This window comes from Sinisalibacter aestuarii (genome assembly GCF_027923545.1).
Classification (GTDB): Bacteria; Pseudomonadota; Alphaproteobacteria; order Rhodobacterales; family Rhodobacteraceae; genus Sinisalibacter; species Sinisalibacter aestuarii.
This window is the reverse complement of record NZ_BROH01000001.1, coordinates 13,725-26,409: the sequence shown is the minus strand read 5'-3', so window position 1 is coordinate 26,409 and position 12,685 is coordinate 13,725. Positions and strand designations below refer to the sequence as shown.

Annotated in this window: 11 protein-coding genes and 1 tRNA gene; 10 read left to right on the top strand and 2 right to left on the bottom strand. The window is 66.2% G+C overall.

What is annotated here, in order from left to right; all coding sequences use genetic code 11:
- Positions 1-9: 9 nt before the first annotated feature.
- The 8 genes from QMG28_RS00120 to QMG28_RS00085 all read left to right on the top strand — a co-directional run bounded on the left by QMG28_RS00120 (position 10) and on the right by QMG28_RS00085 (position 10,245).
- Positions 10-750, top strand: coding sequence for a sulfotransferase family 2 domain-containing protein (locus tag QMG28_RS00120; RefSeq protein ID WP_281840125.1), 741 nt, complete (start codon positions 10-12; stop codon positions 748-750).
- 4 nt (positions 751-754) lie between these two features.
- Positions 755-1,639 carry a succinate--CoA ligase subunit alpha gene (gene sucD / locus QMG28_RS00115; protein ID WP_281840124.1) on the top strand — a complete coding sequence of 295 codons (885 nt, stop codon included), beginning with the start codon at positions 755-757 and terminating at the stop codon, positions 1,637-1,639.
- Positions 1,640-1,748: 109 nt separating this feature from the next.
- Complete coding sequence (locus tag QMG28_RS00110) at positions 1,749-2,474, top strand: hypothetical protein (protein ID WP_281840123.1); 726 nt, start codon at positions 1,749-1,751, stop codon at positions 2,472-2,474.
- Between the two features lie 36 nt (positions 2,475-2,510).
- Entirely contained in the window at positions 2,511-5,489 is a 2,979-nt protein-coding gene (locus QMG28_RS00105; RefSeq protein WP_281840122.1) for a 2-oxoglutarate dehydrogenase E1 component, read from the top strand.
- A gap of 3 nt (positions 5,490-5,492) precedes the next feature.
- A complete protein-coding gene (gene odhB / locus QMG28_RS00100) occupies positions 5,493-7,016 on the top strand; it encodes a 2-oxoglutarate dehydrogenase complex dihydrolipoyllysine-residue succinyltransferase (protein WP_281840121.1) in 1,524 nt (507 codons plus the stop codon).
- 1 nt (position 7,017) lies between these two features.
- Positions 7,018-7,251 carry a hypothetical protein gene (locus QMG28_RS00095; protein WP_281840120.1) on the top strand — a complete coding sequence of 78 codons (234 nt, stop codon included), beginning with the start codon at positions 7,018-7,020 and terminating at the stop codon, positions 7,249-7,251.
- A 52-nt stretch (positions 7,252-7,303) separates the two neighbouring features.
- Positions 7,304-8,689 carry a dihydrolipoyl dehydrogenase gene (lpdA, locus tag QMG28_RS00090; protein ID WP_281840119.1) on the top strand — a complete coding sequence of 462 codons (1,386 nt, stop codon included), beginning with the start codon at positions 7,304-7,306 and terminating at the stop codon, positions 8,687-8,689.
- A gap of 134 nt (positions 8,690-8,823) precedes the next feature.
- Positions 8,824-10,245, top strand: coding sequence for a peptidoglycan-binding domain-containing protein (locus QMG28_RS00085; RefSeq protein WP_281840118.1), 1,422 nt, complete (start codon positions 8,824-8,826; stop codon positions 10,243-10,245).
- Positions 10,246-10,422: 177 nt separating this feature from the next.
- Here the strand turns inward: QMG28_RS00085 and QMG28_RS00080 are convergent, their stop codons facing one another.
- Entirely contained in the window at positions 10,423-11,091 is a 669-nt protein-coding gene (locus QMG28_RS00080; RefSeq protein WP_281841031.1) for a GntR family transcriptional regulator, read from the bottom strand.
- Between the two features lie 34 nt (positions 11,092-11,125).
- On the bottom strand, positions 11,126-11,824 hold the full coding sequence (locus tag QMG28_RS00075) for a M48 family metallopeptidase (protein WP_281840117.1): 699 nt from the start codon (positions 11,822-11,824) through the stop codon (positions 11,126-11,128).
- Positions 11,825-11,967: 143 nt separating this feature from the next.
- Here QMG28_RS00075 and QMG28_RS00070 point away from each other — a divergent pair, with 143 nt between their 5' ends.
- Complete coding sequence (locus QMG28_RS00070) at positions 11,968-12,297, top strand: TIGR02300 family protein (protein WP_281840116.1); 330 nt, start codon at positions 11,968-11,970, stop codon at positions 12,295-12,297.
- Positions 12,298-12,571: 274 nt separating this feature from the next.
- Positions 12,572-12,647, top strand: a tRNA-Ala gene (locus tag QMG28_RS00065).
- Positions 12,648-12,685 lie beyond the last annotated feature (38 nt).

Sequence of the window (12,685 nt, the reverse complement as noted above, 5' to 3'; positions counted from 1 at the left end):
GCCAGACGCATGGCACTCGTGATCCCTGCATACAAGCTGGCCTATACGCCGATCCCGAAGGTGGCCTGCACCTCGATCAAGCGGGCGTGGTATGCGCTCGCGAACGGTCGCCCATTCGACCGGCGCAGCCTGCGCGGCCGGCTGGCGAGGGGCAGCATCCACCGGGTATACCGGTCGGCGGGGTTCGACCCGGCGCAGATGGCGCGGCTGAAAGATTACTGGAAGGTCGCCGTCGTGCGCGATCCGGCCTCCCGTATCCTCTCGGCCTACAGCTCGAAGGTGCTGAAGCGCGACTTTCTCACCGCGCATGCCGGTGACCGGGGCGGGATCTTCGGGGGGCTCCGGGCGCGTATGCGGGGCGACGGGTCGTTGCCTGCCGATCTGCCGCTGCGCCCCAGCGCCGACGAGTTCGTGACCCGGCTCGACGAGTACCGCACCGCCTTCGGCGTGATCCGCAGCCATACGCATCCGATCAGCTATTATCTCGGCGCCGATCTGTCCGCCTTCGACGCGATCTATCGCATTGATCAGATCGACGACATGGCATCCGAAGTCTCCGCCCGCTCGGGGCAGCGCTTTCGGGTGCCGAATTCCAACGCATCGTCCGATGTGCTGAAGGTGACGGTGAATGACCTGTCGCCGAAAGCCTTCGCAACCCTCATGGCGCGGCTCGCGCCGGATTACGATCTCCTTGCCGAGTTCTACCCCCGGCCGGCCCGCACCGCAGACATGAACCAGACAGGAACCTGACCCAATGGCAATTCTCGTCAACGAAAACACCAAGGTCATCTGCCAGGGCTTCACCGGCTCGCAGGGCACCTTCCACTCCGAACAGGCGATTGCCTATGGCACGAAAATGGTCGGCGGCGTCACCCCCGGCAAAGGCGGCCAGACGCATCTGAACCTGCCGGTCTTCAATTCGGTGCACGAAGCCAGGGCGGTGACCGAAGCCAATGCCAGCGTGATCTACGTGCCGCCCCCCTTCGCGGCCGACTCGATCCTCGAAGCGATCGACGCCGAGATGGAGCTGATCGTCTGCATCACCGAGGGCATCCCGGTGCTCGACATGATGAAGGTCAAGCGCGCGCTGGAAGGCTCGGCCTCGCGGCTGATCGGCCCGAACTGCCCCGGCGTGATCACCCCCGATGCCTGCAAGATCGGCATCATGCCGGGCCATATTCACAAGCGCGGGAGCGTGGGTGTCGTCAGCCGCTCAGGCACCCTAACCTACGAAGCTGTGAAACAGACCTCTGACATGGGCCTCGGCCAGTCCACCGCCGTGGGTATCGGCGGCGACCCGATCAAGGGCACCGAGCATATCGACGTGCTCGACATGTTCCTCGACGATCCCGAAACCACCTCGATCATCATGATCGGCGAGATCGGCGGCACCGCCGAAGAGGAAGCGGCCGAGTTCATCAAGGACCAGAAGAAGAAGGGCCGCTGGAAGCCTGTCGCCGGCTTCATCGCCGGGCGCACCGCTCCTCCGGGTCGTCGCATGGGCCATGCCGGCGCCATCGTCTCGGGCGGTCAGGGCGATGCGGAATCGAAGATCGAGGCGATGAAATCGGCCGGCATCGTCGTCGCCGACAGCCCGGCGACGCTGGGCGAAGCGGTGATGGAAGCGATCGGAAAGTAAGAATGTCCGAACCCGCGTGCACCTTGCCGGACCACCCTCTGCCGCTCAACGCAGCGGCAGGGTTCGGCATGTGCGCCGGTCGGCCCGGTCCTGTCCGCGAGGCGCGGCCATGACGCTGGTGAGCTACGCCCACGATTTTGTCTACCTGCGCACGCGCAAGACGGCGGGCACCTCGACCGAGATGTATCTCCAGCCGTTTTGTATGCCCGCAGGCAGGCCGGTGAGCGAGCGCAACCCGCGCCGGATACGATCGCGTGAGGGGATCGTGGGCCGCCGGGCCACCAGCGAGAAACTCCCCTTCCTGCTGCGAGTGGAAATCGCCATTCGGCGCGGCCTCGGGCTGGTGAACTGGGGGCCGCACATGGAGGCCGAAACGGTGAGAGACGCGCTCGATGCCGACTTCTGGCAGCGCGCGCTGAAGGTCTCCTCGGTTCGCAATCCGTTCACGCGCCTGGTTTCGGCCCATTACTGGAACCATGCCGTGGAGGGCAAACCGGTCGCGCCCGGCGAGCAAGCCATCCGCTACTGTCGAAGGATGGTCCGGCGCGGCGGGTTTCAGGACGACAGGAAGATCGTCATGATCGGCAAGGCATTCGTGCCCGATGTGCTGATCCGGCAGGTGCACCTCGCCGATGACCTGACGGCGCTGGCCGCCCGTCTCGGGCTCGATACGAGCCGGACTGCGCTGCCGGTCACAAAGAAAACGCACTCGTCGGACGCAGGCAGGCGCCCGGCGATACAGGACTTCTACGACGATGAAACTGCCGACATCGTCCGCCGGCGGTTCGCCTGGGCGTTTACCCACGGCAATTACTCTCTCGACGTTCCGACGTGACGGCGAGGGTTCGATATTCACTCGAAGGTTCGTGACATGACCGACCAATCCCCCAACGATCAATTCAAGGCCAGCTCCTTCATGCAGGGCCATAACGCGGCCTATCTGGAGCAGCTTTATGCGCTCTATGCCAACGATCCGAACGCGGTCGACGAGGCATGGCGGGCCTTCTTCGCCGAGCTTGGCGACGAAGAGATGGATGTGAAGGCCGAGGCGCAGGGGCCGTCCTGGGCGCGCACCGACTGGCCGCCGACGCCCTCCGGGGATTGGGTCCACGCGCTCGATGGCCAGTGGCCGGACGAGCCGACCCCCGTGAAGGTGGCCGAGAAGGTCAAGCAAAAGGCCGCCGCGACGGGCGTGGAGATTACCGAGGCGCAGGTGAAGCGCGCGGTGCTCGATTCCGTCCGCGCGCTGATGATCATCCGGGCGTATCGGATCCGTGGCCACCTTGCCGCCGATCTCGATCCGCTGGGGATGCGCGCAACCGAGGCCGAGGCGCATCCGGAGCTCGATCCCGCCTCCTACGGCTTCACCGAGGCCGACATGGACCGGCCGATCTTCCTCGATCAGGTGCTCGGGCTCGACATGGCCTCGATGCGCCAGATCCTCGATATCGTGAAGCGCACCTATTGCGGCACCTTCGCGCTGCAATACATGCACATCTCCGACCCGGAGCAGGCGGGCTGGCTGAAAGAGCGGATCGAGGGCTTCGGCAAGGAAATCCAGTTCACCCGCGAAGGCCGCCGGGCGATTCTGAACAAGCTGGTCGAGGCGGAAGGCTTCGAGAAGTTCTGCCATGTGAAATTCATGGGCACCAAGCGGTTCGGCCTCGACGGCGCCGAGGCGCTGGTGCCGGCGATGGAGCAGATCATCAAGCGCGGCGGCAATCTCGGGCTGAAGGAAGTGGTGATCGGGATGCCGCACCGGGGCCGCCTCTCGGTGCTGGCCAACGTGCTCTCCAAGCCCTACCGCGCAATCTTCAACGAATTCCAGGGCGGCAGCTTCAAACCCGAGGATGTGGACGGGTCGGGCGACGTGAAATACCACCTCGGCGCCTCGTCGGACCGCGAGTTCGATGGCAACAAGGTGCACCTCTCGCTCACCGCGAACCCCTCGCACCTCGAAGCGGTGAACCCGGTGGTGCTGGGCAAGACCCGCGCCAAGCAGGCCCAGCTCGGCGATGCCGACCGCACCGAGGTTCTGCCCGTGCTGCTGCATGGCGACGCGGCCTTTGCCGGCCAGGGCGTGGTGGCCGAGGGCTTCGGCCTGTCGGGCCTCGTCGGCCACCGCACCGGCGGCACGATCCATATCGTGGTGAACAACCAGATCGGCTTCACCACCGCGCCGAGCTTCTCGCGCTCCTCGCCCTATCCGACCGATATCGCGCTGATGGTGGAAGCCCCGATCTTCCATGTGAACGGCGACGATCCGGAGGCTTGCGTGCACGCCGCCAAGGTGGCCACCGAGTTCCGCCAGAAGTTCCACAAGGACGTGGTGATCGACATGTTCTGCTACCGGCGGTTCGGGCACAACGAGGGCGATGAGCCCATGTTCACCAACCCGCTGATGTACAAGAACATCAAGACCCACAAGACCACGCTCCAGCTCTATACCGAGCGTCTCGTGAAAGACGGGCTGATCCCCGAAGGCGAGATCGAGGATATGAAGACGGCCTTCCAGGCCACGCTGAACGGCGAGTTCGAAGCCTCGAAGGATTACAAGCCCAACAAGGCCGACTGGCTCGACGGGCGCTGGGCGCACCTGACCCGTCATGGCGACGAGTATCAGCGCGGCCAGACGGCGGTGTCGACGGAAACCTTCAAAGAGATGGGCGCCGGGCTGACCCGCGTGCCCGACGGGTTCGATCTGCACAAGACGGTGGGCCGGATGCTCGATGCCAAGCGCCAGATGTTCGAAACCGGCACCGGCTTCGACTGGGCGACGGGCGAGGCGCTGGCCTTCGGTTCGCTGATGCTCGAAGGCTACCCGGTGCGCCTCTCGGGGCAGGATGCGACGCGCGGCACCTTCAGCCACCGCCATTCGGCCTTCATCGACCAGTCGACGGAAGAGCGCTACTACCCGCTCAACCACCTGCGCGAAGGGCAGGCCCGTTACGAAGTTATCGACTCGATGCTGTCGGAATATGCGGTGCTGGGCTTCGAATATGGCTACAGCCTTGCCGAACCCAACGCCCTGACGATCTGGGAAGCGCAGTTCGGCGATTTCGCCAACGGCGCGCAGATCATGATCGACCAGTTCGTCTCGTCGGGCGAGGCCAAGTGGCTGCGCATGTCGGGCCTGGTGATGCTCCTGCCGCATGGCTTCGAGGGGCAGGGGCCCGAGCATTCCTCGGCCCGGCTTGAGCGCTACCTGCAGCTTTGCGGCGGCGACAACTGGATCGTCGCCAACTGCACCACGCCCGCCAACTACTTCCACATCCTGCGCCGGCAGCTTCACCGCTCCTACCGCAAGCCGCTCGTGCTGATGACGCCGAAATCGCTTCTGCGCCACAAACTGGCGGTGTCGGATGCCACGGATTTCACCGAAGGTTCGTCGTTCCACCGCGTGCTGTGGGACGATGCCGACGAGGGCCACCGCACCGGCAAATCCGAGGCCAGCCTGAAAGCCGACAAGGATATCAAGCGCGTGGTGATGTGCTCGGGCAAGGTCTATTACGACCTGCTCGAAGCGCGCGACGAACGCGGGATCGACGATGTCTATCTGATGCGGGTCGAGCAGTTCTATCCCTTCCCGGCGCTGTCGCTGGTCAAGGAGCTGGAGCGCTTCCCGAACGCCGATGTGATCTGGTGCCAGGAAGAGCCGAAGAACCAGGGTGCCTGGACCTTCATGGAACCCAATATCGAATGGGTGCTCACCCGCATCCGCGAAACCAACACCCGCCCGATCTATGCCGGGCGACCGGCCTCGGCCTCCCCGGCCACCGGCCTGATGAGCCAGCACAAAGCACAACAAGAGGCGCTCGTGACCGAAGCGCTTACGATTGAAGGGAAATAACCCATGAGCATTGAAGTCCGAGTGCCCACCCTGGGCGAGAGCGTGACCGAGGCCACCGTGGCGACCTGGTTCAAGAAACCGGGCGATGCCGTGGCCGCCGACGAGATGCTCTGCGAGCTGGAAACCGACAAGGTGACGGTCGAAGTGCCGGCCCCCGCCGCGGGCGTGCTGGGCGAGATCGTCGCCGGCGAAGGTGAAACCGTGGGCGTCGACGCGCTGCTCGCCACGCTGAATGAAGGCGACGGGGCGGCTGCCGCGCCCGCGCCGAAAGCCGAAGCACCGGCCGGCGATGACGCGCCCGCAAAAGACGAAGCACCCGCCGCCGGCCCCAGCGTCGATGTGATGGTGCCGAGCCTTGGCGAAAGCGTCACTGAAGCCACCGTGTCGACCTGGTTCAAGAAGGTGGGCGATACGGTCACCGCCGACGAGATGCTCTGCGAACTGGAGACCGACAAGGTCTCGATCGAGGTGCCCGCCCCGGTGGGCGGCACGATCTCCGAGATCCTGTTCGAAGAGGGGGCGACGGTCGAGGCCGGCGGCAAGCTTGCGGTGATGGTGCAGGGCGCCGCCGGTGCGGCGGCTTCCCCATCGGCCAAGCCCGCCGCCGCACCCGCGCCCGCCGCCGCGACGGCCGGCAAGGATATCGAGCACGCGCCCTCCGCCAAGAAGGCGATGGCCGAAGCCGGGCTCACCGAGGCGCAGGTGCAGGGCACGGGCCGCGACGGGCGGATCATGAAGGATGACGTGCGCAAGGCCGTGGCCGCCGCCGCATCGGCCCCCGCCCCGGCTGCCGCCGCGCCGCGCGCCCCGGTGCCCGCCGAGGATGCCGCCCGCGAGGAACGGGTGAAGATGACCCGCCTGCGCCAGACCATCGCCCGCCGCCTCAAGGACGCGCAGAACACCGCCGCGATCCTGACCACCTATAACGAGGTGGACATGTCGGCGGTGATGGCGCTGCGCAACCAGTACAAGGACGAATTCGAGAAGAAGCACGGCGTGCGTCTCGGCTTCATGTCGTTCTTCACCAAGGCCTGCGTGCATGCGCTGAAGGAAGTGCCCGAGGTGAACGCCGAGATCGACGGCACCGAGATCGTCTACAAGAACTTCGTCCATATGGGCGTGGCGGCGGGCACGCCGCAGGGCCTCGTCGTGCCGGTGATCCGCGATGCCGATGCGATGAGCTTCGCCCAGATCGAGAAGGCGATTGCCGAGAAGGGCCGCCGCGCCCGCGACGGCAAGCTGTCGATGGACGAGATGCAGGGCGGCACCTTCACCATCTCCAACGGCGGCGTCTACGGCTCGCTGATGTCGTCCCCGATCCTGAACCCGCCGCAATCGGGCATCCTCGGGATGCACAAGATCCAGGACCGCCCGGTGGTGGTGAATGGCGAGATCGTGATCCGCCCGATGATGTATCTGGCGCTGAGCTACGACCACCGCATCGTCGACGGCAAGGGGGCGGTGACCTTCCTCGTCCGTGTGAAAGAGGCGCTGGAAGACCCGCGCCGGCTGTTGATGGATCTGTGACATGAGCGACGACAACAAAGAACCCGCCAGCAACCTCGCAAGCTGGATGCCCAGCCGCGGCAAGAAGCTGAAGATCTGGGCGATCCGCTCGGTGATCGTGGTAGCGGCAGCCTATGGCATCGTCGCGCTCAACGGGCCGGGCTGGCTGATCTGGCTGGCCTGGGCCTACGTGGCTGTCACCCTCGTCACCGCCTTCCTGCTCACGCGCGGGCAGGGTGGCGGCACGGCGGACTAGCCGCAACGCGGACCATTGAAGACAAGGCCCGCATGCGGGCAAGGAGAGCACTATGGCTGAGTATGATGTGATCGTGATCGGGGGTGGCCCCGGTGGCTATGTCTGCGCAATCCGCGCGGCGCAGTTGGGCCTGAAAACCGCCTGTGTCGAGGGGCGCGAGGCGTTGGGGGGCTCCTGCCTCAACGTTGGCTGCATCCCGTCGAAGGCGCTCCTGCACGCCAGTCACTCGCTGCATGAAGCCGAGCACAACTTCGCCAGGATGGGCCTCAAAGGCAAAGCGCCCTCCGTCGACTGGAAAGAGATGCTGGCCTACAAGGATGACGTGATCGGCCAGAACACCAAGGGCATCGAGTTTCTGTTCAAGAAGAACAAGGTGGACTGGATCAAGGGCTGGGCCTCGATCCCGGCCGCCGGTCAGGTAAAGGTGGGCGACGAGACCCACAGCGCGAAGAACATCGTGATCGCGTCCGGGTCCGAGGCGTCGAGCCTGCCGGGCGTCGAGATCGACGAGAAGGTGGTGGTCAGCTCCACCGGCGCGCTCAGCCTGCCGAAGATCCCGAAGAAGATGGTGGTGATCGGCGCCGGTGTGATCGGGCTGGAAATGGGCTCGGTCTATGCCCGCCTCGGCAGCCATGTGACCGTGGTCGAGTATCTCGATCAGGTGACGCCGGGCATGGATGGCGAGATCGCCAAGACGCTTCAGCGCAGCCTCAAGAAGCAGGGCCTCGATTTCGTGCTCGGCGCGGCGGTGCAGGGGGTGGATGCAAAGAAGACCAAGGCCACCGTCAGCTACAAACTGAAGAAGGACGACAGCGAACACACGCTCGACGCCGATGTGGTTCTGGTGGCGACGGGCCGCAAGCCCTACACCGAAGGGCTCGGCCTCGATGCGCTGGGTATGAAGATGACCGAACGCGGCCAGATCGCCACCGACCACTGGCGCAGCTCGGTGCCCGGCATCTGGGCCATCGGCGATGTGACCGAAGGGCCGATGCTGGCCCACAAGGCCGAAGACGAGGGCATGGCCGTGGCCGAGAGCATCGCCGGACAGGCCGGGCACGTGAATTACGACGTGATCCCGAGCGTGATCTATACCAGCCCCGAAGTGGCCGCGGTGGGCAAGACGGAAGAGCAGCTCAAGGACGAGGGCCGGGCCTACAAGGTCGGCAAATTCTCCTTCATGGGCAATGGCCGGGCCAAGGCGATGTTTGCCGGCGAAGGTTTCGTGAAGATTCTCGCCGACAAGGAGACCGACCGGATCCTGGGCGTGCACGTCATCGGGCCGAGCGCCGGCGAGCTGATTCACGAATCCTGCGTGGCGATGGAGTTCGGCGCGGCGGCGGAAGACCTCGCGCGCACCTGCCACGCCCATCCGACCGTGTCGGAAGCGGTGCGCGAAGCGGCGCTGGCCTGCGGCGACGGGCCGATCCACAGCTGATCCCGCTTGCGCTGAGCAACGAAAGGCCGGGCCGTGCGCCCGGCCTTTTTATCTGCGCAGAATTTGACACTTGGCCATCTGCCTGCCACGCTTGAAGCTATCTGCTGACCTTTTCATTTTGTGGAAGAATTCCGATGGCTCTTCGCATTCCCGCGGCCCCGCGTCCGCTTCACGCGGTCTTCACCCTTGCTCTCGCGCTTGCCCTCGTGGTCGGGCTGACCGCCCCGCAGCCCGCCGAGGCGCAAAGCCGCACGCTGGGGCGTGCCGTTGGTGCCGCGATTGTCGGCACCGCCATCGTCTGCGCCACCAATCCCGAGCTTTGCGGGGCCAGCGGCAGCGCGCGCGGCGGTGGCGGCATTGGCGATGCGGTCGGGCTCGACCGGACGCAGGCGATGTGGGTGCAAAGCGGGCTGCAGGAAACCGGCTTTTACACCGGCGCGATTGACGGCGCGATCGGGCCGGGCACCCGCGCCGCGATCGGTGATTACCAGCTCGCGGTGGGCGATCCGGCGACCGGCGCGCTGACCGGGCGGCAGTTGAACGACCTGGTGGCGGTGTCGTCCACCTTCGCACCTTATGCAAACGATCCGGTCTACATGTTCAACGCCGATCTGGCGAATGACCTCGACCCCGACCAGATGGCCCAGCTTCAGGCCGCGCTCAACAATCAGGGCTACAATGCCGGCGTGGTCGATGGCGCCTTCGGTGGCCGCACCCGCAGCGCGATTGCCGAATACAAGGCGCTGGAGGGCCTGCCCGGCGCGCCCGTCGCCACCCGCCGCCTGCTTGCGCAACTGACCGGGATGCCCGCGCCGCAGCCCGACAGCCTGCAATTCGTGGCGATGCCCATCGAGCCCGAGGTTGCGCCCGAGGTCGTGGTGCCCGAACCTGTGGCCGCGCCGGAGCCAGCGCCCGATCTGTCCTTTGATATCATCGGCATCACGCTCGGCATGAGCGAAGAGGCCGTTCAGGCGGCGCTGGCTGCCGAATACGGTGCGGGCTTCCCCTATGAACGGGTGCCGGCGGCGAGTTTCGGCGGTGACGACATGTTGAGCGCCGGCGCGCTCGCGGTGCAGCCCGCCTGGCCTGCGCCGAGTTCGGAGCAGTTCCTCGCTTTTTACGACGATGCACGGCCGGAGCTTGGCATGATCGCAGCGGTTCGGATGATCCGGATGCCCGAGACGGTCGACCGCGCGGTGTTCGAGGCGCAGGTGCTGCCGGGGATCGTCGACAAATACGGCGAGGCAGCGATGTTCGGCAATGGCGGCATGTGGGTTGGCGGCGGGGCCGCCCGCATGGCAGCCCGTGCCGATGCCAACGAATTGATGGGATGCGGCATGCTGCGGCTCGCCACCATCGCGCCCGCCGCCGATGCCGCCGGGGCGCTGTGGAGCGCAGGCGGCGGCGTAACGCTCGATCCGCGCAGCCTTGGCAGCGTGGCCACGGATTGCGGGCAGGTGGTGAGCGTCGATTTCCACGAGTCCGTGATCCGCATCGCGATGTGGAACGCGACCGCCTTGTCTAACGCGGTTGTCGCCCCCGCCATCAAGTTCTGACGGCAAGGGGAAGGCCGGGGTTCAGGCCCCGGCCTTCCGGCTGGTCCCATGAGGAGGCGCAGCCCGGAGGGGAGGCAGGGTGACCCCTCCGTCGGTGAGGTCTGAACGGGCGGCGGCGGAGGATCTGTCGCGCCGGGCAGTCACAGCTGCGTGAAAATGCGCGGGGGCAGGCCGCCGCTAGCTGACCAGCATCTTCAGGCCCTGCGTCACATCGGTGCGCACCGCGAGGCGCAGGCCCGGCTCGTCGCCCGCCGCCAGCGCGGCGAGGATCATCCGGTGATGCTTTTGCAGATCCGTGCGGGTCCGCGCCATGTAGAGCGCCCGCATCGTCGGGCCGAGCTGAAGCCAGACGGTTTCCACCAGCGCCAGCATCGCCGGAGCCTGGGCGCGCAGGTAGATCGTGCGGTGAAATTCGAGGTTGGTGCGGATATAGCCGGAAATATCGTTCTTGGCGACGTGCTCGCCCACCCGCCCGTTGATCGCGCGCAGGCGTTCGATCAGCGCCATATGGGCGCGGGGCAGGGCGCGCGAGGCAAGCTCCGGCTCCAGCAGCGCCCGCAAGGCGGCCAGCTCTTCGATCCGCTCCGGCCCGAGATTCGGCGTGCTGATCCGCCCCGAACTCGACAGCGTGAGCGCGCCTTCCGCCGCCAGCCGCCGCACCGCCTCGCGCGCCGGGGTCATCGACATGCCGAACTCTTTGCCGATGCCGCGAATGGTCAGCGCCTTGCCGGGATCCAGCTCGCCATACATGATCCGCGACCGCAGCGTGCGGTAGATCTGCTCATGCGCCGCCAGCCCGGCTTCGGGGCCGGGAGTCAGGGGCGGGTTGGTGGCCGGTGGCGTCATCATGCGGCAATTGTGATCACAAATTTCACGCCGGTCAATCGCGGAAACGATAGCGGTGCAGGCGGGGAGCGTTTTCGTGCAGCCAGCGGCGTGGCGCTTCGTAGCCGGGGAACAGATCGCCGACCACGGCCCAGAAGGCGGGCGAGTGGTTCATCTCCGCCAGATGCGCCACCTCATGCGCGGCAACATAGTCGAGCACCTCGGCCGGAGCCATGATCAGCCGCCAGGAATACATCAGATCGCCCTTCGACGAACATGACCCCCAGCGCGAGCGGGTATCGCGCAGGGTGATGCGGCCATGCGCCCGCCCGAGCGCGGCGGCATGGCGGGCGCTGGCCTCGGCCAGCGCGTCGCGGGCCTGCAGCTTGAGAAAGGCCGCGAGCCGTGCCGGGGTGCGGTCGGGATCATGCGCGGGCACGGCGATGGCGGCGCCGGTATGGCGCACCGCCCGTGCCGTGTGGGTGACGATCGGCGTTTCGACGCCGCGATAGGGCAGCACGGCGCCCGGCATCGGGCGTGCCTCGTCGGGGCGCCCGGCAAGCTGACGGCGAATCCAGCCGGCCTTCTCCTCGGCGAAGGCCAGCGCATGGCGGCGTGAGGCGCCCCGGGGCAGCGTCAGCGTGACCCGCCCGTCAAGCCGCGACACCCTCAGCGACAGCCGCCGCGCGCGGCTCGAGCGGTTCAGCACCAGCTCAATCGGCGGATCGCCGTCAAGGATCACCTGTTCGCCCATGTCCGGCTGCCTGTTTCGCCTTTCTGCGCGCCATATTCAGCGCGCGCCGAGCCTGTGCCGCAAAAGGCTTTGACAGCCCCGCGCGACTGTGGCAAGTGCCCCCAAATCTCGCAGATGGATCTGACGACGGAAAGGGGTTTTCCATGCCCAAAGAAGAATGGGGCACAAAGCGGCTCTGCCCGGAAACCGGCAAACGGTTTTACGACCTGGGACGCAGCCCGGTCGTTAGCCCGTATACCGGCAAGGTGGTCGAGATCGACACCGGCAAGACGACCCGCACCATGGTGGCCGACAAGGCCGACAAGGCGTCGGTGAAAGACGATGCGGTCGATGACGATCTGCTGGATGCGGATGATCTCGACGATGACGATACCGATGTGGATCTCGACGACGATGTGCTCGAGGACGACACGGACGACGACGATGTCTCGCTCGACGATATCGCCGATGTAGCCGGCCCGGACGACGACTGAGACCGGACAGCGGACGAACACCAATGGGCCGGGCTGCGAAGGCACCCCGGCCCGTTTTCGTTTTCAGCCGACCCGTCTGCGCGCGCCCTTGTTTTTTCGACGGTTCCAGCCCCACGGAACGGCCCCGCCAGCCCCGCTCCGGCCGCCGGCGATAGGCCCGCCGCCAGCCCGCTCCGGCAGGCAGATTTCCACCCGCGAGCGGCAGTTTTTCCCTTGCACAACCCCGTCGCCTCGCCTACATACGCGCGGGCAGACGGAACGTCTGCACCTGGATGGGGCCTTAGCTCAGTTGGGAGAGCGCTTGCATGGCATGCAAGAGGTCAGGGGTTCGACCCCCCTAGGCTCCACCAAAACCTCACAGTTCAACACTCAACGGAATCCTGTTGAT